This window comes from Streptomyces sp. NPDC096193 (genome assembly GCF_040302905.1).
Classification (GTDB): Bacteria; Actinomycetota; Actinomycetes; order Streptomycetales; family Streptomycetaceae; genus Streptomyces.
The window spans coordinates 83,525-107,783 of sequence record NZ_JBEOSJ010000014.1 but is presented as its reverse complement, the minus strand read 5'-3'; the positions used below and the strand labels follow the sequence as shown (position 1 = coordinate 107,783).

Sequence of the window (24,259 nt, the reverse complement as noted above, 5' to 3'; positions counted from 1 at the left end):
TCTCGTCACTCGGCCGCGGTGTTGCCGACAGGCGCCTGCCCGAGGGCGCTGAGCTTCCAGCCCTCGGGCGTACGGGTGAGCTCGCCGAGCATCCGGCCCTCCTTCCGGGCGGGTTTGCCGGTGGGAGCGGTGACCGTGATCCGCAGAGCCACCAGCACGCGCGCCCGCCCGGCGCGGTCGTCGAGTTCGGTGACCGCGCCGGACAGCACCTGGGCGCTCGTGACGGTCCTCGCCTGCTGGATCTGCTTCTCGAACTGGCTCCGCCCGTCGGTGAGTTGTCTGCGCAGCTCACCGGTGGCCGAGTCCTCCCAGGAGTCGAGGCCCCCTTCGACGTCACGGTGGTCGAGGGTGTTGAGATTGAGCACCGCCTGCTCCCCCGCGGTCAGTACGCGGTCCCGTTCCCTGGCGTACGCGGCGGAGTCGTCGTGCGCTGCGTCGTACCAGGACCAGCCGCCCCAGCCCGCGAACCCGGCTGCCACGACCGTCAGCGCGAGCGCCGCGGCGAGCAGCGGATTCCTCGTCTTCCCTGCCATGGTCCTGTCCCTCCCTATCGGGATGCGATGTCGACGATCAACCAGCGCCCGCCGCGCAGTTCAGCGGTGACGGACAACTGGGCGGCGGCGGTGGCCGGCTTGCCGCGGCGCTCGGCGACCTGGTCGAGGAAGACCAGGAGGTGGGCGCTGCGGCCGGTCAGCCGGGTCACCCCGGCCCGTACGACATGGGTGGTGAGTGTCAGCTTCTGCTCGGCCGCCCGCTTCTCGACCTGGCCGAAGAGCTCCCCGTACTGACGGGCGGCCTTCCCGGCGAGCAGGCTGCGGGCGGCCTGCCGGGTCGTGTCCGTGCCGGATGGTGTGTAGGAGAAGACCTGGGTGAGCGCCCCGCTGACGTCCTCGATCACCTCGGTGGTGGCCGCGGTGTCGGTCAACGCGCGATTGCGGGAGGCGGGGGTGTCGTGCAACTCCGCGGCGGCGAGGAGGAATGCGGCGCCGCCGAGGACCAGCGCGAGCAGGAGGGCGACGGTGGCGACACGGCGGCGGAGGAGCGGCGGGCGCTCAGGGCCCGCTTCCGGCGTGAAGCCCGCCTCCGCGTCCGGCTCGGGGCCCGCCTCCGCGTCCGGCTTGAGGCCCGCCTCCGCTTCCGTCCCCGCTTCGGCGTGCGTGCTCGCCTCCGCTTCCGGCACTTCTTCCGCTTCCGCCTCTGCCGCTTCGCTGTTCATGCGCCACCCACCGGGACCGCGCTCAGCGACTGGATCTTCCAGCCGTCCGGGGTGCGGGCGAGGACGGCCTCCAGCCGTTTGCGCTGGCTGCCGGCCGTGGCACCTGTCGTGCCGCCTGCCCCTGGGGTCCGTTCGACGCGGACGGTCGCGATCAGTTCGGCGGTACCCGCCCGGGTGTCGAGGGCAGTGAGCGCCGCGTCCGTGACCGTGGCGCGGGCGCTGTCGGCGGTGCCCTTCTGCGCCTTCACCCGTTTCAGCTCGTCGTGGAGCGGCCCGGTCGATGCGTCCAGCCACTGGCGCCGCCCGGCCGCCGGGTCCTCGCCGTCGAAGCTGGTGAGCCGGACGATGTGCTCCTTGCCGTCGGCCAGCACCTCGTCGCGGGAGGTGGCGTGGGCGAGGGTGTCGTCGCCGCGCGCCTGCCCGTACGACCACGCGGAGACGGCGCAGAACAGGACGGCGAGGACGGCCGCGGTCCCCCGCACCACACGACTGCGCCGCTCCACCAGGAGTCGTCCCGTCCTAGTCATCGCCCGCCTCCAGTCCGAGAAGCCCGCCGAGGCCGGACGGGGTGTCCGCCACCGACGGCAGTCCGAGCAGCCCCGGCGGACGTTCGGCCTCCGCGGGGGCCGTGGTGCCTCCGTCGGTCCCCGCGGCCGGCGGAAGCAGGGAGCCGGGGACCGCGGGGTCGGGCACCGGACCGCCGCCGGGGGCGTTCGCGCTGCCGCGGACGTTCACTCCGCTGCCGGGCGGTGAAGTGCAGCGGGCCCTGGTGTTGAGTGCCGCGGCGGGTGCGGTGTCCAGGCCGTTGCGATAGGTGGTCCCGCCGTATCCGGCGGTGCACGGCAGAGGTTCGAAGAACGTCACCGCCATACCGAAGCGGGCTCCCTGGGCGGTGATCGCGGTCGATCCGGCGGCGGCCACGGCGGGCAGCTGCACCAGCAGCTCCTCGATGCCGCGCTGCCGGGTGACCGCGACCTGGGAGGTGGTGAGCAGATTGGCGACCACCACGCCGAGAGCCGGGTCGAGATCGCGCAGGAGGCCGCTGATCTGGCCGGCCGCGTCGGGCGCGACGGCGATGAGACGTCGCAGATCGGCGTCGGACCCCTTCAGCTGTCCGGCGAGCTCCTTCGCCCCCGTCGCAAACGACTTGAGGGCCTGCCCCTGTTCGGTCTGGGTGCGGAGCACAGTCTCGCTGTCGATCATCAGCCGTGTGGTGATCGGAAGCGCCCGGTCGGCCGCGCGGACGAAGTCGTCGCCGCTGTCCAGCAGTACCTGGAGGTCGTCGCCGCGTCCGCTCAGCGCGGCGCCGAACTCGTCCACGACGGTGCGCAGCGACTCCGGGTCGATGGAGGAGGCAAGTGCGTCGACGCTGGTGAGAACGTCGGTGACGGGCGCGGGGACGCGGGTGTCGCGTTGTGCGACGACCGCGCCGTCCCTCAGATACGGGCCCGTGTTGTTCCTCGGCCGCAGGTCGATGTACTGCTCTCCGACAGCGGACAGACCGGCGACGACGGCTTCCAGGTCGGCGGGGATGGGCGGCGCCGATTCCTTGATACGCAGTTCGGCCTCGACGCCGTCTTCGCGCAGTTCGATGGGTCCGACCCGGCCGACCGACACGCCGCGGTAGGTGACGTCGGAGTGGGTGAAGAGGCCGCCGGTGTGCGGGAGTCGGACACGTACGGTGTAGCGGTCCTCCAGTCCCGCGTACCGCCCGAGGTCGGCGTAGCGAATGCCGACGAAACCGAGCACGAGGACGGCGACGACCAGGAAGGCCACGTTCTTGAGGCGCGTGGCGGTGGTGAGCATCAGCGGCTCCCTTCCGCGGTCGTGGCGGCGTCCGGGGCAGGCTCCGTCGAGGCGGGGTCGGTCGAGGCGGGTTTCCTGGTGGCGGGGTCCGTTGTGACGGGCGGAAGGGGCAGAGGGAGCGCCGCGCCGCGGCCCGCCTGCGCCTGTGCCCCGGGCGGTGTGAGCTCGGGGATGATCTGCGTGCCGGGGACCGCCGCCACGTTCAGATAGACGTTGAGGTAGTCGCCCTTCACCCCGCGCAGAACCTCGTCGGTGAACGGATAGGTCACCAGCACCTGGAGCGAGTCGGGCAGGGCCCTCCCGGAGTCGGCGAGCGCCTTCAGCGTCGGCCCGAGGGCCTTCAGGTCGGCGATCGTGTCGGCCTTGCTCCGTTTGACGGTGTCGACGGCGACGCCGGACAGGGTGCCGAGGGCGCGCAGCATGGTGAGGAGGGAGCCACGCTGTTGTTCCAGCACGGACAGGCCGGGGCTCAGTCCGGTGAGCACCTTGCCGACCTGCTGCTTGCGGGTCGCGAGGGTGGCGGCGAGCCGGTTGACTCCGTCGAGGGCGGCGGTGATGTTGCCCTTGTTCTTGTCGAGGCTCGTGACCAGGGTGTCGATCCGCTTGAGCAGGGACGCGACGTGCGGTTCGCGCCCGCCGAGGGCCTTGTTGAGCTCGGTGGCGATGGTCTTGATCTGGTTGATGCCGCCGCCGTTGAGCAGCAGCGACAGGGCTCCGAAGACCTCTTCGACCTCGGGGTTGCGGTTGGTGCGGGCGATCGGGATGGCCGCGCCGTCCGCGAGTGGGTCCGCCGCCCGGGTACCGGCCGCCTGGGTGCCGGCCGCCGCCCGGCTGTTGGCGGGCGGGGGTGAGAGCTGGATGTACTTCTCGCCGAGGAGACTGGACTGTTCCAGGTGGGCGTAGGCGTCGGCGGGCAGCTTCACGTCGCCGTTGATGCGCATGGTGACCTTCGCGGACCAGTCCCCGGAGCTGAGGGTGATCCGGGTGACGCGGCCGATGGCGACGTCGTTCACCTTGACCGCGGACTGCGGCACCAGGCTCAGGACGTCCTCGAACTCTGCGGTCACCTCGTACGGATGGTTTCCGAGGTCGGCGCCGCCGGGCAGCGGCAGCCGCTCGATGCCCGACAGCTCCGGCATCGAGCAGCCGGAGGCGGTGAGCCCGAGGCCCAGGGTGAGTACGGTCAGTGCGGCCGCCGTGCGCGTGCTTCTCATCGGGCGGCCTCCCGACGCTTGTCCGGGGTCCCGTAGACGGTGCCGACGGGCGGCAGCGGCAGACCCGGCAGGGCCTTCTGCCGGTTCGGCGCCACGGGCACGAGGCCGGCCAGGGGATTCTTACCGTCGGGGGTGACGAGATCCCCGCCGAAGCTGAGTTCGTTGATGTCGGCGCGGCCGTTGATGGTGCGGTGGACCGGGTCGTACGCGGCCATCAGGTTCCCGGCGGCGAGGGGGGCGGTGTCCATCGCCTCGGCGAGCGAGGCGCGCTGATCGACCAGCGTGCGGGTCAGCGGCACGAGGGCGTCGACGTTCTTCTGGAGCCCGGCGCGGTTCTCCTTGATGAAGCCCTTCACCACGCCGAGGGCCTTGCCGAGTTCCTTGAGCGCGGCCGACAGGTTCTCCTTGTCGTCGGCCAGGAAGCCGGTGACGGTGGCGAGTTGCTGTTCTGCCTTGGCCACCGTGCCGTCGTTCTTCTTCAGCATGGCGGTGAAGGACTGGAGGTGTTGCAGGGTGCCGAACAGGTCGCCGCTGCTGTTGTCGAGCGTCCTTGCCGCCTTGCCGAACTGTGCGACGGAGTCGCCTATCGCCTTTCCGTTGCCGTCCAGGTTGGCGGCGCCGGTGTCGAAGAGACGCGCGAGCGCGCCGTCGGCGTTGGCGCCCTCCGGCCCGAGTGCGGTGCTGAGTTCGGTGATCGACGCGTAGAGCTGGTCGACCTCCAACGGCATGGCGTTGCGCTCTGCGGGCAGGACCGCTCCGTCCTCGAGCCGTGCGCCGCCGCGGTAGGCGGGAGCCAGCTGGACGTAGCGGTCGGCGACGACGCTGGGGGCCACGACGACGGCGTGGGCGTTGGCGGGGACCTCGACGTCGGGATCGAGCAGCAGGGTCACCTTCACCTGGTCGCCCATCGGTTTCACCGTGTCGACCGTGCCGACCTTGACACCGAGGACCCGCAGATCGGAGCCCTCGTACACACCGGTGGCGCGGCTGAAGTAGGCGGTGACGCGGGTGGCTTCGGCTTCCTTCAGCGCCATCGCCCCGGAGGCTCCCGCGACGGCGATCACCGCGAGCCCGGCGGTGATCCCGACGATCCGGCGGAGGTTCATGAGGCACCGCCTGAGGGCTTGGGCGGCATGCATCCGGTCGTGGGAGGCGTGCCGGGAGGCAGCTGGTTCCGCGGGACGAGTCCGCAGAGGTAGTTGTCGAACCAGCGCCCGCTGCCGAGGGTGTTGCCGACGAGCCGGTAGTACGGCCCGGCGAGCGCGAGGGTCCGGTCGAGGCTCGTGCGGTTCTTCAGGAGCACTCCCGTGACCTTGCTCAACGCGGCCAGCGTGGGGGCCAGTTGCCGTCGGTTGTCCTCGACCAGCCCGGACAGCTGGATCCCGAGGTTCTTGGTGCCGGTGAGCAGCAGATGGATGGCGTCGCGCCGGGCCTGGATCTCACCGAGCAGCAGGCTGCCGTCCTCCAGCAGCATCTCGAAGCTGCTCTTCTTGCCGTCCAGGGTGCGCGAGAGCTGTCTGCTGCTCTTGAGGAGCGCGGCGAGCTGGGCGTCGCGCTGGGAGACGGATCGGGAGAGTGCAAAGAGCCCGGTCGCAGCGGTGCGCACGTTCGGCGGGGAGTTCTCGAAGGTCGCGGAGATCGTCTCGAAGCTCTTGGCGAGCTGCGCGGTGTCGATCTTTCCGATGGTCTCGCCCAGTCCGTTGAAGGCCTGGGTGACGTCGTACGGGGAGGTGGTGCGGCTGGCGGGGATGCGCGCGGACGGGTTCTGGCCGGTGGTGCCGAGCGGGTCGACGGCCAGGTACTTCTGCCCGAGCAGTGTCTTGATGGCGATGGCCACCGTGCTGGAGTTGCCGATCCAGGCGTCCTCGACCCGGAAGCGTACGGCCACCTTGTCGCCGTCGAGACCGACGGAGGTGACCTCGCCGACCTTCACCCCGGCGATGCGCACCTCGTCGCCGTCGGTGAGTCCGGCGGCCTCGGTGAACTCCGCCGTGTAGGTGGTACCGCCGCCGACGAGAGGCAGGGAGTCGGCGCGGAAGGCCGCGAAGCCGAGCAGCGCGAGAACGAGGAGTCCGACGAGGCCGACGGCGACCGGGGTGCGTTCCCTGACGGGCTTGATACGGCGGGGCATGGTCATCCTCATCCCTGGCACCTCGGTTCGCTGATCCCGATGCCCGTGGGCGGTGTGCTGCCGTCCGACGTGGTGACGCCGCTGACCTTCGCCTCGCAGAGATAGAGGTTGAGCCAGGACCCGTACGAGGCGAGCCGGGTGAGGGCCTGCATCTTGGCGGGCGTCTTCCGCAGGAAGTTCTCGACGGCCGGGCTGTTGTCGCCCAACTGTTTTGCGAGATGGCCGAGTTCCCGGATGTCGTTCTTGAGCGGCGCGCGGCCGTCCGTCAGCAGGTCCGCGGTGACGGTGGTGAGTCCGCCCATCGCGACCACGGCCTCGCCGAGGGGTTTGCGGTCGCCGGAGAATCCGCTGACCAGACGCTGGAGGGTATCGACGAGTTGGTCGAAGCCCGTCTCGCGGTCGTTGACGGTCTTCAGCACGATGGTGAGGTTCTTGATGACCTGGCCGATGACCTGGTCCTTGCCGGCGACGGTCGTCGTCAGGGAACCGACGTGTTTCACCAGGCTGTCGACGGTGCCCCCGTCGCCCTGGAGGACGGTCACGATCGAGGAGGCCAGGGCGTTGATCTCGTTCGGTGACAGCCCTTCGAAGAGCGGCTGGAAGCCGTTGAAGAGCTGGGTGAGGTCGAGCGCGGGTGTGGTGCGCTTCAAGGGGATGGTGTCGCCGGCCGCCAGGTACTGGCCCACGGGCCCCGCACCCTGGTCGAGGTCGATGTAGCGCTGCCCGACCATGTTGAGGTACTTGACCGAGGCGGTCACCGAGACGGGCAGCTTGCGCCCCTTGCGGACGCTGAAGGTGACCTCGGCCTCGCGGCGGTCGGCGACCCTGACGGACTCGACCTGGCCCACCTTCACCCCGGCGATCCGTACGCTGTCGCCGGCGATCAGTCCGGTGACGTCGGTGAACCGAGCCTTGTACGGGGCCGTGTCGCCGACCCCGGTGTTGGCGATGCTGACGGCCAGGACGGTGGTGGCCAGCACGGTGACCACGATGAAGACGACCGACTTCACCAGCGGTCCGGCGATGCTGCGGCGCTTCACTTGAGCGTCACCTCCGTGCCGCGGTAGACGGGCCCGGTCAGGACGCTGCTCCAGTCGGGCAGGTCCCGCGGCGCCTTCTTCAGTTCGGGGGCCATCAGCTCATTGACGAGCTGGTTCTCCTGGGGCGAGTTGGGCAGGCCGAGGCTCGGTGCGGTCGCCGCCTCAGCGGCTGGGGCGGGTGCGGCGTTGTAGGGGACGGCGTAGCAGTGCGGTCCGTCGCCTCCGTCGTAGGCGGGTGTGTCCTTGCCGGGCACGTACTTTCCGAGGGAGGGCACGGTGGTCAGGTCGACATGGAGTCCGGGCCGGTCGGTGCCCTTCCCCAGGGCCTTGTCCATGGCAGGCACGAAGCCGGCGAGGGTGCGCAGGGTGCATGGGAACGACGGCGAGTAGCGGGCGAGCAGCTCCAGCGTCGGGCGGCTCACGGCGGCGAGCCGGATGAGGTTCTCCTTGTTGTGGCGCAGGAAGGTGGTGAGGTCTTTCGCGGTGGTGGTCGTCGAGCCGTGGAGACGGGCGAGTTCTGCCTGCTGCGCGGCGATGGTGCCCGTGGTGGTGGTGAAGTCGGTGAGCGCCTTCAGTACGTCCGGGGCGGCGTCCGCGTACAGGTGGCTGACCCTGACGAGGTGCGCGATGTCCCGGTTGAGGACGGGCAGTTGGGGATTGAGCTTCTTGAGGTGCGCGTCCAGGGTGACCAGGGTGCGGCCGAGCTGATCACCACGGCCCTCCAGCGCCTGCGAGACGGCGGTCAGGGTCGCGGAGAGTTTCTGCGGCTTCACCGCGGTGAGCAGCGGCAGCACATGGTCGAGCACCTGCTCCAGCTCGATGGCGTTGCTGGAGCGGTCCTGGGTGATGGTGTCACCGGCCCTGAGGGTGCGGGAGGAGGGGTGGCGCGCGGGCGGTACGAGGGCGACGAAGCGCTCGCCGAAGAGCGTGGTCGGCAGCATCCGCACGGTGACATCGGCGGGGATGTGGCTGAGCCGGCCGGGGTCGATGGCGAGGGTGAGACGTGCGCCCCGGCCGTCGGCGCGGACGTCGCGCACCTCGCCGACGACGACGCCGCGCAGCTTGACCTCGGCGTTGGTGTGCATCTCGTTGCCGACGGAGCCGGCGAGGACGGTGACCGTGGCGTCGTCGGTGAACTTCTTGTCGTACACGGCGACCGACAGCCACACCAGGAGGGCGGGCACCAGCAGGAAGACCACTCCGGCGAGCCTTCGGCGCAGGACGTTCGTGTTCATCCGGCCACCTTCACCGTTGTCGTCGCGCCCCAGATGGCGAGCGAGAGGAAGAAGTCCGTGACGCTGATCAGGACGATCGCGTTGCGTACGGAGCGGCCGACGGCGATGCCCACTCCCGCGGGGCCGCCTTCCGCGCGGAAGCCGTAGTAGCAGTGGGCGAGGATCACCATCACGCTGAAGATCAGCACCTTGAGGATGGAGAGCAGGACGTCGTCCGGGGAGAGGAAGAGCCGGAAGTAGTGGTCGTACGTGCCCGCGGACTGGCCGTTGAAGACGACGGTGATCCAGCGTGAGGCGACGTAGGACGACAACAGCCCGATCGCGTACAGCGGGATGATCGCGACGACACCGGCGATGATGCGGGTGGTGACGAGGTAGGGCATGGAGCGCACGCCCATGGCCTCCAGTGCGTCGACCTCCTCGTTGATGCGCATCGCGCCGAGCTGGGCGGTGAAACCGGCGCCGACGGTGGCGGAGAGGGCGAGTCCGGCGACGAGCGGGGCGATCTCCCGGGTGTTGAAGTACGCGGAGACGAAACCGGTGAAGGCGGCCGTGCCGATCTGGTTGAGGGCCGCGTATCCCTGGAGGCCGACGACGGTGCCGGTGAACAGGGTCATGGCGATCATCACGCCGATGGTCCCGCCGACGACTCCGAGGCCACCGCTCCCGAACGCGACCTCCGCCAGCAGGCGCTGCACCTCCTTGAGATAGCGATGCAGGGTCCTCGGGATCCAGACCAGGGCCCGTACGTAGAAGGTGAGCTGGTCTCCGGCGCGGTCCAGGCGGCTGAGCACGGCCATCGGATCAGCCCCCCTTCGCGGGGACGATCTGCAGATAGACCGCCGTGAGGACCATGTTCACGAAGAACAGCAGCATGAAGGTGATGACCACGGACTGGTTGACCGCGTCGCCCACCCCCTTGGGGCCGCCGCGTGGATGGAGTCCGCGGTGGGCGGCGACGATGCCCGCGATGAAGCCGAAGACGAGCGCCTTGAACTCGCTGATGTAGAGGTCGGGCAGCTGGGCGAGTGCGGAGAAGCTGGCGAGGTACGCGCCGGGGGTGCCGCCCTGCATGATCACGTTGAAGAAATAGCCGCCGAGGGTGCCGACGACGGAGACCATGCCGTTGAGCAGGACGGCGACGAACATGGTTGCCAGCACCCGGGGCACGACGAGGCGCTGGATGGGTGAGACGCCCATGACCTCCATCGCGTCGAGCTCCTCGCGGATCTTGCGGGAGCCGAGGTCCGCGCAGATCGCGGAGCCGCCGGCGCCGGCGATCAGCAGCGCGACGATGAGCGGACTCGCCTGCTGGATGACGGCGAGGACGCTGGCCCCGCCGGTGAAGGACTGGGCGCCGAGCTGCTGGGTGAGCGAGCCGACCTGGAGGGCGATGACCGCGCCGAACGGGATCGAGACGAGGGCCGCGGGCAGGATGGTGACGCCGGCGATGAACCAGAACTGCTCGATGAACTCCCGTACCTGGAAAGGCCGGCGGAAGATCGCCCGGGCGACGGCGAGCGCGAGCGCGAAGAGCCTGCCGGTCTCGCGCAGCGGCGCGAGCGCCTTCAGCGGTGGACGCGGGGCGGGCGGTCCGGGCGGCGCGGCGGGCCTGACCGGCAGCGGGGCGGTCACCTGGGCACCCCGCCGCCGGCCGGGGCGTAGCTTCGGGCGATCGCGGTCCGAGCTGCTTCGGGCAGCCGGTCCATCATCGCGAGCACGCGTTCCCTGCGGCGGTGCACGGCACGGCGTTCGGGCAGGCCAGGCGACGGTTCCAGCTGGGGTACGAGGGGGCGCGGTCCCGGTGCGGCGGCGCCGGCGAGGGTGCGCTGCTCCATCGCCAGCGTCGCGGCGTCCTTCTCCTCGGACATCCCGATCGGGCCTTCGCGGCGGCCCCTGAGGAACTGCGCGACGACGGGTTCCTCACTGGTGAGCAGCACTTCCCGCGGGCCGAAGGTGACGAGATTGCGCCGGAACAGCATCCCCATGTTGTCGGGGACGGTGGCCGCGATGTCGAGATTGTGGGTGACGATCAGCATGGTCGCGTCGATCTGGGCGTTGAGATCGATCAGCAACTGGGAGAGATAAGCGGTACGCACGGGATCGAGTCCGGAGTCGGGTTCGTCGCAGAGAATGATCTGCGGGTCGAGAACGAGTGCGCGCGCGAGTCCGGCCCGCTTGCGCATTCCGCCGGATATCTCGCCGGGCAGTTTTCCCTCCGCCCCGATGAGGCCCACCATGTCCATCCGCTCCATGACGATGCGGCGGATCTCGGACTCCCTTTTTCGGGTGTGTTCACGTAAAGGGAAGGCGATGTTGTCGAAGAGGGACATGGAGCCGAAGAGTGCGCCGTCCTGGAACATCAGGCCGAACAGTTTGCGGGTCTCGTAGATGTCCCTTTCGGAACTGTTCACCATGTCCACACCGTTGATGAGGACCCGTCCCCGCTCGGGCTTGAGAAGCCCGATGATCGACTTGAGGAACACGGTTTTCCCGGTACCGGAAGGCCCCAGCATGACGCTGACTTCGCCCGCCGGCAGAGTGAGCGTGACGTCCTGCCAGATGTTCTGTTTGCCGAAGGACTTTGTCAGCCCGTCGACCACCACTTCGATTCCCATCTCACCTCCTGCGTCTGCTCACGTCGTGACAGAGGCGCGCCGAGGGCGCACGTTAAGTTGGCCTGTGCCGCGAGGACAAGTGCCTGGACGGTCCCGTGATCCGTGAATTCCCGGGGTGCCGCATTGTTTGTCATGCGGTGACAAGTTCCGGTCGCCGCGTTGTGGAGTTGTGCGCAGCCACGGCAGCGCTTCCGCAGTTGCGGTCGCTGGTGGCCTCGCGGCCCAGAGGGGCCGGAGCCGCGAGGCGGTCCATGGGGGAATGCCGTCGCTCAGGGAAGGACGGCGGAGTGCCAGTGCCGCGACAGCACCTTGCCGGCGTCCGGCTTCACGGTGCCCGGAGCGGTGAGTCCTCCGCTGTAGGTGGAGGCGTTGTCGAGCGTCAGACGATTGTTGCCGGACGGTGACGGCAGTCCTGTCTTCAGGTCGATGGCCCCGTTGAGGATGCCGAACAGGCCGCATCCGTTGGCCTTCGGCACGGAGAAGGCGGTGTCCCCCTGGCTGTTGCCGGTGAGGGCGAACCGCAGCATCGCGCCTGCCGTGTTGGGTGTTCCGCCCGCGTCGAAGCGCTGTACGGCGACGGCGGGTGCGGTCGTGTTCTGGGGCCGCAGCACGATGGGGTCGGCGCCGGAGCCGATGTAGCACTGCGAGCCCAGGAACGGGTTCTCCAGCCGTATCCGCACCGGCAGCTTCACGATGGGCTTTCCGGTGGTCAGTCCCGAGGTGAGGCTGAACTCCGTGGGTGTGCCCGCCGATTCCACGGTGGCGGTGACCTTGTTGAGGGTGCTCTCGGTGAGCTGCCGGCAGATCTCGCTGATCACCGGGATGTCGCTGGGACACATCAGGCCGAGCAGGCCACCGGGGATGGCCGTCGGTGATCCGACGAGTGCGCCGCCGGCGGGCGGCACCACGGTGAAGGTGCCGGTCGCCGTCTGCTGCACCACACCGAACTGGAGGTCGCTCGGACCGGTCGTCGCGGTCGTCTTGCCCAACTTGATGGAGCCACCCGGTGACTGTGAGGACACACAGGTGGCGACCGTGGTCTGGCCGTCGGCGGCGAGCATGGCGGGGTCGTCGACCGGACAGCGGGTGAAGGGCGCCCAGTGGCCGTTCAGTTGCACGGGAGCGGAGGCCGTCGCCGACGGCTGCTCGCTCACGGGCCCGGCCGCGCTCACGGGCTCGGCCGCGCTCGCGGGCGCCGCGGTCAGGGGGACCACCACGAGGAGGGCGGCGAGCCCGCCGCTTGCGGCGGTGCGCGCTCTGCAGGAGCTCAAGGAGACAGGTCTCATCTCTCCCTCAATCCTTTCCGGTTCTGGGGGAGTTGTGCTGCGACGTGTGCTGTGTCGGAAGGTCAGCGCTCGGGCTTGGGAACCTTGACCGGCTGGTGGTCGGGGGTGCAGTAGCGCGCGTCGGGCCGGGGGTTGCCCGACGCGCAGGGGGCCGCCTGGACCTGTTTGAGGTAGTTGCCCGGCCCGGACACGGAGGAGGTGAAGAGGGGGTCGAGGTCCTCGTCCACTCCGCAGCCGCTGAACGGCGGGATGGTCATGGTGGAGGTGAGTACGCCGCCGGTGACGAGCTGATAGCCGTTGCCCGGCCCCTTCAGCACCCCGGTGAGCACCACATGGTCCTTGGTGTCCTGCGCGGGATCGGGGTCCGTCGAGTACAGGGAGCCGGTCGTCCGGCAGTCGGGGCCGACGTCCAGGGGGACGCCGTTGACCTTGACGTCGAACAGGCGGAGCCGGAGCGGGACCCTGATGTGGGTGAGACCGGAGGACTTGGCCAGCAGGATGTCCGAGTCGATGGTCATGGTGTCCGGTTGCGTGAGCTCCATCATGGCCGTGGTCGGCATGAACCCGTAGGTCAGGAAGGTGGCGGGGGCGGGCGGCATCTGAGGGCGGCCTTCGTGGTCCAGGACGCCGGTCGCGTGCTGGACCAGATGCAGCCCGTCGGGCTTGGGCACGATCTTCTTGGAGACATCGACGAGCTGAGTGCAGGACACGGGCACTTCGGATGCCGCCCGGAGCTTGGCGACGTTCGAGTAGCCCGTGATGTACGCGACCATCGCGAAGGGGTTGACGGTGTCGCCGACGCACGGGGGTGGGGCCTCGGGGGCGCCGTCGTCGTCCGGTGCGGGTGGTGCGATGCCGAGGTCGCGGGGTTCGTCCGGCCGGGGTGTTCCGGTGGTGGGGGCGGGTTGCTGTGTGGTCGGGGGCGGCGCGGAGGGGCTGTCGCCGCCGGTGATCCCGACCGTGGCGAGCAGCGTCTCCTCGCCCTCGTCGGGGGTGCAGGTCAGTGGGACGACGGCCGGTTCGGTGGGGTTTCCGTCCGCCCGGCGCGGTGTGAGGTCGACGGTCAGCCGGCCTGCCGTGAAGGTGAGGCCGCCGGTGTCGCCGGCCGTGACGGTGGGGACGAGCCCGGACGTGCGGAGCGTCATCTCTCCGCTGTCCGGGACGGGAACGGGCTGCGCGGCCGTGCCCGGCCAGACCGCTTCGGCCGTGTGCTCGTCCTGGGCCACGGCGACGGTGAGCCGACTCGCGCCGGTGACCTCCGCCGCCCGGAGCAGGGCCAGTTCGGCACGCGTGGCGTCGGACAGGATCACCGTCGTGGAGACGTCCTCCGCCTGGACCGCCTCGCCCACCGAGCGGGCCTCGGGGAGGGTGGCGGCGATACGTATCCGCACGCGTACGGGCTCCCGCTCCGCCGGGGCGTCGCAGGTGTAGGCGAGTTCGGCGGCCACGGCCTGCTCACCGTCCGCGGCACCGGCCCCGGGGACCGTGCCGGCGAGGAGGACCAGAACGGCGACGGCTGCTCCCCGCACCGCCGTACGTGAACGCGTGCCCGCCGTACGTGGACCCTTGCCCGCCGTACGTGGACGCTTGCCCGCCGTAGCTGAACGCGTGCCCGTCGTGCGGCTGTTCCTGCGGCTGCGCAGCACCTGCGTGGCTCCCTTCGCGAGACCCGGTGGGCCCGCACGGCGGACGGCTCTCCGCCGCGCGGTCCCGGACGGCCGCGGACGTCGTCGGCTACTCGGTGCCCACGAGGGTGGGGTGCGCCGTGCCGCCCGCGGGGGTGACCACGGTGTAGTCGCCGTTGAAGGTCGGGTGGTCGCCGTCCTGGGCGATGCCCGCGCAGCCCGCGCTGGCGTTGACGACCGTCAGCAGACGGTCCGCGTTGGAGACGGTCAGCACACCGGTGGAGTTGGTGTAGGTCGCGTTCACCTCGCCTGCCACGTCGAAGGTGCAGGTGAGGACCGTGAGCGAGGCGCTGATACCGGAGATGTGGCCGGTCGTGGTGCCGGTGGCCGGGTCGTAGTCGGCGGCCCGCAGCTGCCAGGCGGGGCTCGTGTCGGCGATCGGCTCCACCGGGCCCACGGGACTGGTGCAGGGATCGGCCTCGCTGCCGAAGGAGGCGCTCGCTATGTCTCCGACATGGGCGGGATTTCCGGTGGCGCTGAAGAGATTTCCGCCCGCGGTGGCCGCGGGACAGGTGAGGGGAATTCCGTTGAGGTCGAGAACCGTATTCGTCGAGAGCGCCGAGAACGTCTCCGGAGAGTTCGGTCCGACGGTCCATGTCGTGGGTGCGGCAAGTGCCGGTGCAGTGGCGAGGGCGACGGCGGCTGTTGCCCCGACCGCGACTAACGCGGCCTTTCCGATCGGGTTTCGCACGGGTGGTTCCTCCGATTCGTCAGTGCGATGCATTGCTTGCGCAGAACGCGTTCCACAGCCGTGTGGGGGAAGGGCGGGACGCGACGTTGAACCCCGTTCAGTGGCGGTCGACAGGATTCAGCCAGGTACGATCTGTGACGATGCCAGACGTTACTTGCGGGAAACATCGCGCACAATCCCGCCGGTCAAGATTCTCTCGGCACGCTTTTTTCCTCGTCCCGGAGTGCGTAATTCGCGTGCACGGCTTGTCATTCGGTGCGCAATTCCCGGCTGCGTACGCGGCCCGCCCCCCGGGGCGTCCGGCGCAAGCTGTCACGTCGGGACAGGGGCCCGCATATCACCGGAGCGCCCGGGCTCCCGGCGCCGCGCGGAAGGGCCGGCCCCACCGTACGGCTCCGCCGTCACCGTCCGTCAGCCGCCGCCTCTCGCCGGGTTATCGGGCCGCAATGGCCGGAACTTTGCTGTGCCTTCGCCGGAATCGGAAACCCTTCTCCGTCGTCCGACGCCATTTCGGGCCATCCGATCACCGCCGACAGAGAGCGTTTTCTGGCCCATGGAAACTCGTCGTGTCCCAAGTGGTGTTCAGCACTCCGGGGTTGGTCTATCTTCGGCAAGCCGCAGTCGATGAGCGTGCGCTGCCCTCCATGGCGAGCGCTTGCATCGAAAACCGACCCCCACCGGCACCGGAAAGCGAGGGGAAACGGCCATGCCGGGAGCTGTGAATCCGTCGGAAACCGGAGAGTCGCTGGGCCCGCTGCCGCAGGAGTTCGCGGCCATCATCCGGCCCGAACTGCCCAGCCTCATCAAAGAGATCGGCATCGAGGTCACCCGCGCCTATCCCGAGTACGCGCGACTGCTGAACGGTCCGTACGGGCAGGGCATCCGGGTCGGCGTCGAGCAGAGCATCCTCGTCTTCGTCGACCAGGTCGCCGAACCGTCCGCGCCGTCCGCCCTGCGGGACGAGATGTGCCGCAGGTTCGGACGCTACGAGGCCTACGAGGGCCGCAGCCTGGACGCACTCCAGGGCGCGTACCGGCTGGGGGCGCGCATCGCGCTGCGCCGGGCGAAGAAGGTCGGCCGGAGCTACAACCTCTCCCCCACGATGATGCTGACCTTCGCCGACGCGCTCTTCGCCTACGTCGACGAGCTCGAAGCGCTGTCCCGCGAGGGCTACTTGGAGGTGCGGGCGCGGTCCGGGGAGCAGAACGAGATCCTGCGCCGACGGCTGCTGCATCTGCTGCTCGCCGGGCCACCCGTACCCCGTACGGCCATCGCGGAACTGTCCGAGCAGACCTCCTGGCCACTCCCCGAGTACGTCACACTGGTCGCGCTGCGCTCCCCCGCGGTACTGGAGCGGGCGGACATGGACAACGATGTCCTCGCAGATCTCAGCGACCCGCAGCCGCACTTACTGATCCCGGGGCCCGTCGACGCCGCACGAAGACGCATGCTGGACGGCGCTCTGTTCGGCAACCGCGCGGCCGTCGGCCTCACCGTCCCGGCCGCCGACGCACACGACTCGGTCCGCTGGGCCCGGCGCACCCTGGAACTCGTCGACGCGGGCATCGTCGACGACGGCCCGCTGGCCTTCGCGGCCGATCACCTCGTGCCCCTGTGGCTGCTGTCCGACCCCGGGCTGCTCGACCAGCTCGCCCGGCGTGAACTCTCCCCGCTCGCCGAGCTCACACCGTCCCGGCGCGACCGGCTCGTCGACACCCTGCGGATCTGGCTGGACACCCGCGGCACGGCGGCCCAGATGGGCGAGCGACTCGACGTCCACCCCCAGACCGTCCGTTACCGGCTGCGCAGTCTGGAGTCGATCCTGGGCGATCAACTCGCGGACGCCGAACGGCGGTTCGCCATCGAGGTCGTCCTGCGAGCGCTGGCCCTGCGGTCACGGACCGAGGGGTCGCCCGGCAGGCCCCTGGCCGGCTGACGGCTCCCACCACCAAACCCGCCCCGGCCGCGGCAGCCGACTCGCTCTCGGCTCCCGGCACGGACCGCCGCTACCGCCGCAGCACGGACCGAAGACCGCCGAGGAGATGGGCCCGGTAGTCGGGATCCGCGTACGCCTCGGGGCTGTGCCCCAGGGCGGTGTAGAACACCGCGCCCCGGCATGGGTGTGACACCACGCCAGCGGGTGGTCGCGCCCCATGCCACCGCCCTCGTACGAGGCCTCGTCCGCCGAGGCGAGCACCCGTACCGTGCCCCGCGGGCTCACGTCGAAGTCGTACCACTCGTCCGTCAGGGGCCAGCGGCCGGGCAGATGCCGGGTCGCGGGGTGGTCGGCGTCCTCAACGACGACCGTCCCGGGCTGAAGCCGCGGATGGCGCACGAAGCGGGCGCCGAGGAGCCCGCCGAAGAACGGCCAGTCCTCCTCGGCGCAGGCGGCGGAATGCACGCCCATGAAGCCGCCGCCGGCCGCGCAGTAGGCCATCAGTCCCGAGCGGGCCTCAGGGGTGAGGACCTCGCCGCTGGTGGAGAGGAAGACCACGGCACCGTAGCCGTGGAGCGGCCCGGCGAGGGCGTCGGCCTCCTCGGTGGCGTCGACGGCCAAGCCGTGCTCCTCGCCCAGGGCGGTGAAGGCCCGGATTCCGTCGGGTATGGATTCGTGCCGGTAGCCGGCGGTCCGCGTGAAGACCAGGATCCTCATGGACGGTATTCACTCATGGAGGCGGCAGCGATCACGCGGCATCACTCGTAGAGTGCCGCGATCTCCGCCGCGTAGTCGGCCGCGACCGCATGGCGCTTGATCTTCAACGACGGGGTCAGCAGCCCGTTCTCCTCGGAGAAGTCCCCCGGCACGATGCGGAACCGGCGGATCGACTCGGCCCGTGAGACAGCCTCGTTGGCGTGGTCGACGGCCCGCTGCACGTCGGCGACGAGTTCCGCGTCCTCGCAGAGTTCGGCGAGCGGTGTGTCCCGGGGCCGCTTGCGCACCGCGAGCCAGTGCTCGACCGCGTCCGGTTCCAGGGTCACCAGGGCCGCGACGTAGGGCCGGTTGTCGCCGACGACGATGCACTGGCCGACCGGCGGACGGCTGCGCAGCCGGTCCTCCAGCACGGCGGGCGAGACGTTCTTGCCGCCGGAGGTGACGATGATGTCCTTCTTGCGTCCGGTGATGGTCAGATAGCCCTCGTCGTCTAGGCGGCCGAGGTCCCCGGTGGCGAACCAGCCGTCGTCGAGCACCTCGCCCGTGGCCACCGGGTTGTTCCAGTACGAGCCGAAGACGATGCCTCCCTTGATCAGCACCTCTCCGTCGTCCGCGATACGGATCGCGGTCCCGGGTACCGGCCTGCCCACCGTGCCCGGGCGCGGCGACAGCGGCGGGCTGATGGTGGCGGCCGCGGTGGTCTCGGTGAGGCCGTACCCCTCGTAGATCATGATGCCGGCGGCGTAGAAGAAGAGACCGAGCCGGCGGTCGAGGGGCGAGCCGCCGCTGATGGCGTAGTGCAGTCTGCCGCCCAGTTCCTTGCGGATACGCCGGTAGACGAGCAGGTCGTACAGGGCCCAGGCGGCGGTGAGCCGGATGCCCGGGCCCTTGCGGGTACGGGTGTCCCGGCCGGTGCCGGTGTCCGGGGCGGTACCGCCCCCAGTCCCCTCGCCGGTGCCGAGGTACCGCCCGAGGTGGGCCTCGGCGAAGCGGACCGCGATGCGGTCGGCCCGCTCGAAGGACGAGCCCCGGCCGATCTTCTCGGCGGTGGCACGTCCGGTGTCGTGGATCTTCTCGAAGAGGTAGGGGACACCGACCACGAAGGTCGGCCGGAACCGCTGGAGCTCCGGGCGCAGTTCGTCGGGCTTGATGCTCGGACAGTGGCCGAGTTCGATCCTGGCGAGCAGACACGCGATCTGGATCGTCCGGCCGAGGATGTGGGCGAGCGGCAGGAAGAGCAGGGTGGAGGCGGTCTGTCCGGTGACCGCCTGGAAGACGGGGTGCAGCAGTTCCACCGTGTTGGCGGCCTCGGCGTGCAGATTGCCGTGGGTGAGGACGCACCCCTTGGGCCTGCCGGTGGTGCCGGAGGTGTAGCAGACGGTCGCGATCGAGTCGGGGGTGACAGCGGCCCGCCGCTCGGCCACCTCGTCGTCGGGGAGATCGCTCCCGAGGGCGGTCAGCTCGTCGAGAGCGCCCGCGTCGATGCGCCACGTCCTGGGGGCCCGGGGCAGCCGGCTCGCCGCCGTGGTCACCATGGCGGCGAGGTCGTCGTTCTCCACGATCATGTGGGAGACGCCCGAGTCCTCGAGGATCCAGGCGATCTGGTCGGCGGCCGAGGTGGCGTAGACGGGCACGCTCTGGCCGCCGGCGGCCCAGACGGCGAAGTCGATCACGGTCCACTCGTAGCGGGTACGGGACATGATCGCGACCCGGCCGCCGGGCTCCAGACCGGAAACGATCAACCCCTTCGCCACGGCGGTGACTTGGCGGGCGAAGGCGGCCGCGGTGACGGGCTGCCACTGTCCGTCGTCGCCCTTGCGTCGCAGGACCACCGATGCGGGTGACTGCTCGGCGTTCGCGTAAGGTATGTCGCCGGTGCTGCCGGAGGCAGGGAGCCGGGCAAGCGGCGTGGTGCGCACTTCTCGTACGACACCGTTGTTCCTGATCAACTCGACAGGAGCACGGTCGACGAGGTCGCCGCGCTGTTTCGCCTTCTTCAAATCCTTGCGTACGCCCATGGTCGGCTCCGGTTCGCGGCTCGCGGACGATGAGTTGACGGGACTCAGCACTTACTCGGGAGTCAACTTACCCCCGCGTAACACGAAATCAATCAGGCGGCCGGAAACGGTTGCCGCACAGAGACATCCCCGAAGACGAACACGGAAGCTCGTCCGGTACGCATGGAGGGGTGGGACGCCGACCACCGGCACCCGACCGAAGAAGAAGGACTACACACGTGACCGCGTCGCCCCTCATCCCCGTGCCGATCCCCGACCGCGTGGCCGCGTTGATCGGATCCTGCATGCCGATCGACATCCTGCAGGCCGAGGTCGACGCGGACTGCGCCGCGCGCGAGGCGAACCGGTTCCGGGGTCCCTTGTGCAACGAGGACCGGGCCGACCGCGAGCACGCCCTCTCCGCCCTCGCCCGGGCGAACAAGATCCTCGCCGCCTACAACCCGCGGCTGGTCATCGGCCCCGGCGGCGTGCACTGACCTCACCCCCTGCCCGGACGAACGACGCCCGTACCCCACCGCCGACGAGCGGCCCCTTGCCGACGCCGTGACCGCGCGGCTACCTTACTCCGAAGTAAGCTGACTCCGGAGTAAGGACGCGTTGTGGCGGAGAACATCGGCGACGAGCTCGCCGCACTCGACTTCTCGGCGGTGTCGCCCGAGGAGTTCGCGAGGATCGTCAAAGGGCTGTCCGGCAGAGAGCTCGCCGATGTGATGCGGGGCGAACTGCGTGGGCGGGTGCTCCGCGAGGTGTTCGGGCGCATGAGGCAGCAGTTCCGCCCGGAGAACGCGGGTTCCGTCGAGGCGCTGATCCGCTGGAAGATCACGGGTGAGAGCGAGGAGGTCTTCGAGACCTCGATCACGGACGGCACCTGTACGGTCCACGAGGGTCGCTCGGAGCGGGAGCCGCGCACCACCCTCGTCATGGGCGACGCGGAGTTCCTCAAGCTGGTTTCGGGCAACGGGAACCCCGTGACCATGTTCATGATGCGCAAGCTCAAGATCGCCGGGGACGTGGCGCTGGCCGCGGGCCTCACCCGCTACTTCGACATCCCGAAGGCCTGACCATGAGCTTCTCCTTCCAGCTCACCGAGGAGCAGCGGGACCTGCGCGACTGGGTCCACGGTTTCGCCGCCGACGTGGTCCGCCCCGCGGCGTCCGAGTGGGACGAGCGCGAAGAGACCCCGTGGCCGGTCATCCAGGAGGCCGCCAGGATCGGTCTCTACGGATTCGAGTCGCTGGCCGACATGTACGGGGACCCCAGCGGGCTCTCCCTGCAGATCGCCAACGAGGAGCTGTTCTGGGGCGACGCTGGCATCGGTATGGCCCTCTTCGGCACCTCGCTCGCCGTCGCCGGCATCTTCTCCTCCGGCACCCCCGACCAGCTCGCCGAGTGGGTCCCACAGTGCTACGGCGACGAACAGGACCCCAAGGTCGCCGCCTTCTGCGTCTCCGAACCGGAGGCCGGCTCGGACGTTTCCGCGATGCGGACCCGGGCGCGCTACGACGAGGCCCGGGACGAGTGGACGCTCCGGGGCCAGAAGGCCTGGATCACCAACGGCGGCATCGCGAACGTCCATGTCGTCGTGGCGTCCGTCGACCCGGAGCTCGGCTCCCGCGGTCAGGCCGCCTTCATCGTCCCGCCCGGCACGCCCGGCTTGGAGGGCGCCCGCAAGATCAGAAAGCTGGGGCTGCGGGCCTCCCACACCGCCGACGTCTTCCTCGACGACGTCCGTGTCCCCGGCCACTGCCTGCTCGGCGGCAAGGAGAAGCTCGACGCGCGCATTGCCCGGGCGCACGAGGGCACGACCGCCAGATCCCAGGCGGCGATGGCCACGTTCGAGGTCAGCCGGCCCACGGTGGGCGCACAGGCGCTCGGCATCGCCCGCGCCGCGTACGAGTACGCGCTCGACTACGCCGGGAACCGGGTCGCGTTCGGCCGTCCGATCATCGAGAACCAGTCCATCGCCTTCGCACTGGCCGACATCCGCACCGAGATCGAGGCGGTACGGCTGCTGATCTGGCAGGCCGCCTGGATGGGCCGCAACGACCGCACCTTCGACGCGGCACAGGGCTCGATGTCCAAGCTCCGCGCGGGCGAACTGGCGGTCGCGGCATCGGAGAAGGCGGTGCAGATCCTGGGCGGCGCGGGCTACAGCCGGGAGCACCCGGTGGAGCGGATGTACCGCGACAGCAAGATCTACACCATTTTCGAGGGGACGAGCGAGATCCAGCGTCTGGTGATCGCGAGGGCGATCTCGGGGCGTCAGATCCGCTGAGATCTGCGGGCACCGGACGCGCGGGCCGGTTACGTGCGCCCGGTGCGGGTGCCGGCGGCGAGTGCCCGGTGCGGGTGGGAGATCCGAGGGTGTTAGGCCCGCTGCGCGGCGGACACCGGGGGCTCGGTCCCCGGCCCGCCGCGGAACGCGCGGCGGTACGCGTGCGGGCTGGTGCCCACCTGCCGCTTGAACCGGTCACGGAAGGCCGTCGGTGAGCCGAACCCGACCTGTGCCGCGATCCGGTCCACCGAGTGCGCCGTCGTCTCCAGCAGATACTGCGCCTGACGGACCCGGGCCCGGTGCAGCCACTGGAGCGGCGTGCTGGCCGTCTGCTCGCGGAACCGGCGGTTCAGCGTGCGGGGGCTCATCCCCGCCCGGGCAGCGATCTCGGCGACCGTGAGTTCACGTCGCGCGTTCTCCTCCATCCAGCGCAGCACGGGCTCCAAAGCGGTGCCGTCGGGGCTCGGCGGCAGCTGATGCACGATGAACTGGGCCTGCCCGCCCTCGCGTTCGAGCGGCATCACCGACAGCCGGGCCGCGTCGGCGGCGACCGCGGAACCGTGGTCGCGCCGGATCATGTGCAGACACAGATCCAGGCCGGCGGCCGCGCCCGCGGAGGTGAGGAACTGGCCGTTGTCGACGTAGAGCACATCGGGGTCAACCTCGATCCCAGGGTGCAGCCGGGCGAGCGCGTCCGCGGCCAGCCAGTGGGTGGTGGCCCGCAGGCCGTCGAGCAGGCCGGTGGCCGCCAGGACGAAGGCACCCGCGCAGACCGAGGCGATACGGGTGCCACGGGCCGCAGCCGCCCGCAGCGCCGCGACGACGTCCTCGGGCACCGGCACCGTCGGGTCGGAGCAGCCCGGCAGGATGATCGTGTCCGCGTCGGCGAGCGCCTCCAGCCCCCAGGGCGCGCGCAGCGTGAACGCGCCCGCGTCGATCTCCGCCGCCGGGGCGCAGACACGGACCCGGTAGGCGGTCCGGCCGTCGGGCAGCCGGGTGCGCGTGAACACCTCCAGCGGGGTGGACAGGTCGAAGGCGATGACGCCGTCCAGGGCGAGTACGGCCACGGTGTGCATGGCCACAACCTAGGTGCTCACCGGGTTCCGGCCAAGAGGCCATGGGCTGTTCCCGGTGTCCGGGTGCACCGAATGCCCTGCTGGCGAGAATCCGTTGGACTGTGGCATTCACGCCACTGTCGACGCTCCGGCACGGTCCATAGCGTCGTGTCCGGGTCCCCGGACGGGGTGCCCGGACACGACAGACAAGGACTGGTGCCGATGCACGCCCAGATCGTTCTGTTCGACGGCTTCGACCCGTTGGACGTGATCGCCCCCTACGAGGTACTCGGCGCCGGGGGCGCGGTCGCCGGCGGGGTCCTCACCGCGGAGCTGGTCTCCGCGGAAGGCCCGCGCGACGTGCCGTCCGGCATGGGGCTGCTCTCTCTGCGGGCCGTGGCCGCGCTCGACCCCGGCCGCGCCGATCTGGTGGTCCTGCCGGGCGCCGCCGGGCGTATCTCCGACGACGACGGCGAGGACACCGTGGCGGCGATCCTCGGCCGGAGCCTCGGCACCGGGTTGGCTCCCCTGCTGCGGACCGCGTGCGACCGGCCCGGTACGACCATGGCCACGGTGTGCGGCGGCTCCATGCTCCTCGCCATGGCCGGGCTCATCGGCGACCGCCGGGCCACCACGCATCACCTGGGCCTCGACGCTCTCGCCGAGGCCGGCGTGCACGCGATCGACGCCCGGGTCGTCGACGACGGCGATCTGGTCAGCGGCGGCGGTGTCACCTCGGGACTCGATGTCGGTCTGTATCTCCTGGAGCGGGAACTCGGGCCGAGGGTTGCGCACGCGGTGGAGCAGCTCTTCCAGTACGAGCGGCGCGGCACGGTGTGGAGCGCCCGTGGCGCCGGACGGCAGGGCGTCGCGGCGTGACCAAGTTTCTTCTCGCCGTCCACGTCCTGGCCGCGATCATCGCCATCGGTCCGGTGACGGTCGCCGCCAGCGCCTTCCCTGCCGCGGTCCGGCGCGCCGCCGCCGAGCCGGAGAGCGGGCAGGCCGTCGGCGCCGTACGCAATCTGCATCGCATCTGCCGGGTCTACGCGCTGGTCGGGGTGGTTGTGCCGGTCTTCGGTCTGGCCACCGCCAACAGCCTCCATGTCCTCGGCGACACCTGGCTGATCGTGTCCATCGTGCTCACCGTGGTGGCCGCCCTCGTCCTCGGACTGCTCGTCCTGCCCGGGCAGGACGCTGTGCTGGACGACTTCGGCGCGCTCGCCGGCTCCCGGCTCGCGATGTACACCGGACTGTTCAATCTGCTGTGGGCGACCGTGACGGTCCTGATGATCGTGCGTCCGGGGTCGACCACCGGCGCATGACCGCTCCGCACCCG

At 70.3% G+C, this 24,259-nt stretch carries 23 protein-coding genes and 1 pseudogene; 6 read left to right on the top strand and 18 right to left on the bottom strand.

Annotated elements, in window-relative coordinates; genetic code table 11:
* Positions 1-5: 5 nt before the first annotated feature.
* From ABTX78_RS21175 to ABTX78_RS21105, 15 genes are all read right to left on the bottom strand, one after another.
* Positions 6-533: an Rv1363c family protein gene (locus tag ABTX78_RS21175; protein ID WP_352208319.1), complete on the bottom strand. Its 528-nt coding sequence runs from the start codon at positions 531-533 to the stop codon at positions 6-8.
* Between the two features lie 14 nt (positions 534-547).
* Entirely contained in the window at positions 548-1,216 is a 669-nt protein-coding gene (locus ABTX78_RS21170; RefSeq protein WP_352208318.1) for a hypothetical protein, read from the bottom strand.
* Entirely contained in the window at positions 1,213-1,743 is a 531-nt protein-coding gene (locus ABTX78_RS21165; RefSeq protein WP_352208317.1) for a hypothetical protein, read from the bottom strand. The genes ABTX78_RS21170 and ABTX78_RS21165 overlap by 4 nt, the downstream gene beginning before the upstream one ends.
* Positions 1,736-3,022 (bottom strand): MCE family protein, encoded by a 1,287-nt coding sequence (locus ABTX78_RS21160; RefSeq protein ID WP_352208316.1) that lies wholly within the window; start codon positions 3,020-3,022, stop codon positions 1,736-1,738. The genes ABTX78_RS21165 and ABTX78_RS21160 overlap by 8 nt, the downstream gene beginning before the upstream one ends.
* Positions 3,022-4,236, bottom strand: coding sequence for an MCE family protein (locus tag ABTX78_RS21155; RefSeq protein WP_502993918.1), 1,215 nt, complete (start codon positions 4,234-4,236; stop codon positions 3,022-3,024). The genes ABTX78_RS21160 and ABTX78_RS21155 overlap by 1 nt, the downstream gene beginning before the upstream one ends.
* Positions 4,233-5,342: an MCE family protein gene (locus ABTX78_RS21150; protein ID WP_352208315.1), complete on the bottom strand. Its 1,110-nt coding sequence runs from the start codon at positions 5,340-5,342 to the stop codon at positions 4,233-4,235. Before ABTX78_RS21150 ends, ABTX78_RS21155 begins: the two co-directional genes overlap by 4 nt.
* Positions 5,339-6,379, bottom strand: coding sequence for an MCE family protein (locus tag ABTX78_RS21145; protein WP_352208314.1), 1,041 nt, complete (start codon positions 6,377-6,379; stop codon positions 5,339-5,341). The genes ABTX78_RS21150 and ABTX78_RS21145 overlap by 4 nt, the downstream gene beginning before the upstream one ends.
* Positions 6,376-7,407 carry an MCE family protein gene (locus ABTX78_RS21140; RefSeq protein ID WP_352208313.1) on the bottom strand — a complete coding sequence of 344 codons (1,032 nt, stop codon included), beginning with the start codon at positions 7,405-7,407 and terminating at the stop codon, positions 6,376-6,378. The genes ABTX78_RS21145 and ABTX78_RS21140 overlap by 4 nt, the downstream gene beginning before the upstream one ends.
* Complete coding sequence (locus ABTX78_RS21135) at positions 7,404-8,642, bottom strand: MCE family protein (RefSeq protein WP_352208312.1); 1,239 nt, start codon at positions 8,640-8,642, stop codon at positions 7,404-7,406. Before ABTX78_RS21135 ends, ABTX78_RS21140 begins: the two co-directional genes overlap by 4 nt.
* Complete coding sequence (locus ABTX78_RS21130) at positions 8,639-9,442, bottom strand: MlaE family ABC transporter permease (protein WP_352208311.1); 804 nt, start codon at positions 9,440-9,442, stop codon at positions 8,639-8,641. Before ABTX78_RS21130 ends, ABTX78_RS21135 begins: the two co-directional genes overlap by 4 nt.
* A 4-nt stretch (positions 9,443-9,446) precedes the next feature.
* Positions 9,447-10,277, bottom strand: coding sequence for an MlaE family ABC transporter permease (locus ABTX78_RS21125; protein WP_352208310.1), 831 nt, complete (start codon positions 10,275-10,277; stop codon positions 9,447-9,449).
* Positions 10,274-11,260, bottom strand: a complete 987-nt coding sequence (locus ABTX78_RS21120) for an ABC transporter ATP-binding protein (protein WP_352208309.1) — start codon at positions 11,258-11,260, stop codon at positions 10,274-10,276. The genes ABTX78_RS21125 and ABTX78_RS21120 overlap by 4 nt, the downstream gene beginning before the upstream one ends.
* 269 nt (positions 11,261-11,529) lie before the next feature.
* The gene (locus tag ABTX78_RS21115) at positions 11,530-12,531 is read right to left on the bottom strand and encodes a hypothetical protein (protein WP_352208308.1); all 1,002 of its coding nucleotides are present in this window, start codon (positions 12,529-12,531) and stop codon (positions 11,530-11,532) included.
* Positions 12,532-12,608: 77 nt separating this feature from the next.
* Positions 12,609-14,075, bottom strand: coding sequence for a DUF6801 domain-containing protein (locus tag ABTX78_RS21110; protein WP_352208307.1), 1,467 nt, complete (start codon positions 14,073-14,075; stop codon positions 12,609-12,611).
* Between the two features lie 205 nt (positions 14,076-14,280).
* Positions 14,281-14,922, bottom strand: a complete 642-nt coding sequence (locus tag ABTX78_RS21105; RefSeq protein ID WP_352208306.1) for a hypothetical protein — start codon at positions 14,920-14,922, stop codon at positions 14,281-14,283.
* 706 nt (positions 14,923-15,628) lie between these two features.
* Between ABTX78_RS21105 and ABTX78_RS21100 the strand changes: the two genes are divergently transcribed.
* The gene (locus tag ABTX78_RS21100; protein ID WP_352208305.1) at positions 15,629-16,858 is read left to right on the top strand and encodes a PucR family transcriptional regulator; all 1,230 of its coding nucleotides are present in this window, start codon (positions 15,629-15,631) and stop codon (positions 16,856-16,858) included.
* 70 nt (positions 16,859-16,928) lie between these two features.
* Here ABTX78_RS21100 and ABTX78_RS21095 read toward each other — a convergent pair.
* Positions 16,929-17,575, bottom strand: a pseudogene (locus tag ABTX78_RS21095) (ThuA domain-containing protein).
* Between the two features lie 41 nt (positions 17,576-17,616).
* Positions 17,617-19,593, bottom strand: coding sequence for an AMP-dependent synthetase/ligase (locus ABTX78_RS21090; protein ID WP_352208304.1), 1,977 nt, complete (start codon positions 19,591-19,593; stop codon positions 17,617-17,619).
* Between the two features lie 218 nt (positions 19,594-19,811).
* Between ABTX78_RS21090 and ABTX78_RS21085 the strand changes: the two genes are divergently transcribed.
* The 3 genes from ABTX78_RS21085 to ABTX78_RS21075 all read left to right on the top strand — a co-directional run bounded on the left by ABTX78_RS21085 (position 19,812) and on the right by ABTX78_RS21075 (position 21,868).
* On the top strand, positions 19,812-20,069 hold the full coding sequence (locus ABTX78_RS21085) for a hypothetical protein (protein WP_313942995.1): 258 nt from the start codon (positions 19,812-19,814) through the stop codon (positions 20,067-20,069).
* Between the two features lie 123 nt (positions 20,070-20,192).
* On the top strand, positions 20,193-20,654 hold the full coding sequence (locus tag ABTX78_RS21080; RefSeq protein ID WP_352208303.1) for an SCP2 sterol-binding domain-containing protein: 462 nt from the start codon (positions 20,193-20,195) through the stop codon (positions 20,652-20,654).
* 2 nt (positions 20,655-20,656) lie between these two features.
* Positions 20,657-21,868, top strand: a complete 1,212-nt coding sequence (locus ABTX78_RS21075; protein WP_352208302.1) for an acyl-CoA dehydrogenase family protein — start codon at positions 20,657-20,659, stop codon at positions 21,866-21,868.
* A 92-nt stretch (positions 21,869-21,960) separates the two neighbouring features.
* On the opposite strand, the gene ABTX78_RS21070 is transcribed toward ABTX78_RS21075, so the two are convergent.
* Positions 21,961-22,944 carry a GlxA family transcriptional regulator gene (locus ABTX78_RS21070; RefSeq protein ID WP_352208301.1) on the bottom strand — a complete coding sequence of 328 codons (984 nt, stop codon included), beginning with the start codon at positions 22,942-22,944 and terminating at the stop codon, positions 21,961-21,963.
* 201 nt (positions 22,945-23,145) lie between these two features.
* On the opposite strand from ABTX78_RS21070, the gene ABTX78_RS21065 reads away from it, so the two are divergent.
* Both ABTX78_RS21065 and ABTX78_RS21060 read left to right on the top strand, forming a co-directional pair.
* A complete protein-coding gene (locus ABTX78_RS21065; protein WP_352208300.1) occupies positions 23,146-23,802 on the top strand; it encodes a DJ-1/PfpI family protein in 657 nt (218 codons plus the stop codon).
* Positions 23,799-24,245 carry a hypothetical protein gene (locus ABTX78_RS21060; protein WP_352208299.1) on the top strand — a complete coding sequence of 149 codons (447 nt, stop codon included), beginning with the start codon at positions 23,799-23,801 and terminating at the stop codon, positions 24,243-24,245. Before ABTX78_RS21065 ends, ABTX78_RS21060 begins: the two co-directional genes overlap by 4 nt.
* Positions 24,246-24,259: the final 14 nt, after the last annotated feature.

What these genes read in the sequence shown, in the direction of transcription:
- ABTX78_RS21160 (WP_352208316.1), bottom strand. Translation starts at nt 3,022, where the DNA reads ATGCTCACCACCGCCACGCGCCTCAAGAACGTGGCCTTCCTGGTCGTC.
- ABTX78_RS21150 (WP_352208315.1), bottom strand. Translation starts at nt 5,342, where the DNA reads ATGAACCTCCGCCGGATCGTCGGGATCACCGCCGGGCTCGCGGTGATC.
- ABTX78_RS21100 (WP_352208305.1), top strand. Translation starts at nt 15,629, where the DNA reads ATGCCGGGAGCTGTGAATCCGTCGGAAACCGGAGAGTCGCTGGGCCCG.
- ABTX78_RS21165 (WP_352208317.1), bottom strand. Translation starts at nt 1,743, where the DNA reads ATGACTAGGACGGGACGACTCCTGGTGGAGCGGCGCAGTCGTGTGGTG.
- ABTX78_RS21130 (WP_352208311.1), bottom strand. Translation starts at nt 9,442, where the DNA reads ATGGCCGTGCTCAGCCGCCTGGACCGCGCCGGAGACCAGCTCACCTTC.
- ABTX78_RS21135 (WP_352208312.1), bottom strand. Translation starts at nt 8,642, where the DNA reads ATGAACACGAACGTCCTGCGCCGAAGGCTCGCCGGAGTGGTCTTCCTG.
- ABTX78_RS21090 (WP_352208304.1), bottom strand. Translation starts at nt 19,593, where the DNA reads ATGGGCGTACGCAAGGATTTGAAGAAGGCGAAACAGCGCGGCGACCTC.
- ABTX78_RS21070 (WP_352208301.1), bottom strand. Translation starts at nt 22,944, where the DNA reads ATGCACACCGTGGCCGTACTCGCCCTGGACGGCGTCATCGCCTTCGAC.
- ABTX78_RS21145 (WP_352208314.1), bottom strand. Translation starts at nt 6,379, where the DNA reads ATGAGGATGACCATGCCCCGCCGTATCAAGCCCGTCAGGGAACGCACC.
- ABTX78_RS21170 (WP_352208318.1), bottom strand. Translation starts at nt 1,216, where the DNA reads ATGAACAGCGAAGCGGCAGAGGCGGAAGCGGAAGAAGTGCCGGAAGCG.
- ABTX78_RS21155 (WP_502993918.1), bottom strand. Translation starts at nt 4,236, where the DNA reads ATGAGAAGCACGCGCACGGCGGCCGCACTGACCGTACTCACCCTGGGC.
- ABTX78_RS21175 (WP_352208319.1), bottom strand. Translation starts at nt 533, where the DNA reads ATGGCAGGGAAGACGAGGAATCCGCTGCTCGCCGCGGCGCTCGCGCTG.
- ABTX78_RS21065 (WP_352208300.1), top strand. Translation starts at nt 23,146, where the DNA reads ATGCACGCCCAGATCGTTCTGTTCGACGGCTTCGACCCGTTGGACGTG.
- ABTX78_RS21075 (WP_352208302.1), top strand. Translation starts at nt 20,657, where the DNA reads ATGAGCTTCTCCTTCCAGCTCACCGAGGAGCAGCGGGACCTGCGCGAC.
- ABTX78_RS21120 (WP_352208309.1), bottom strand. Translation starts at nt 11,260, where the DNA reads ATGGGAATCGAAGTGGTGGTCGACGGGCTGACAAAGTCCTTCGGCAAA.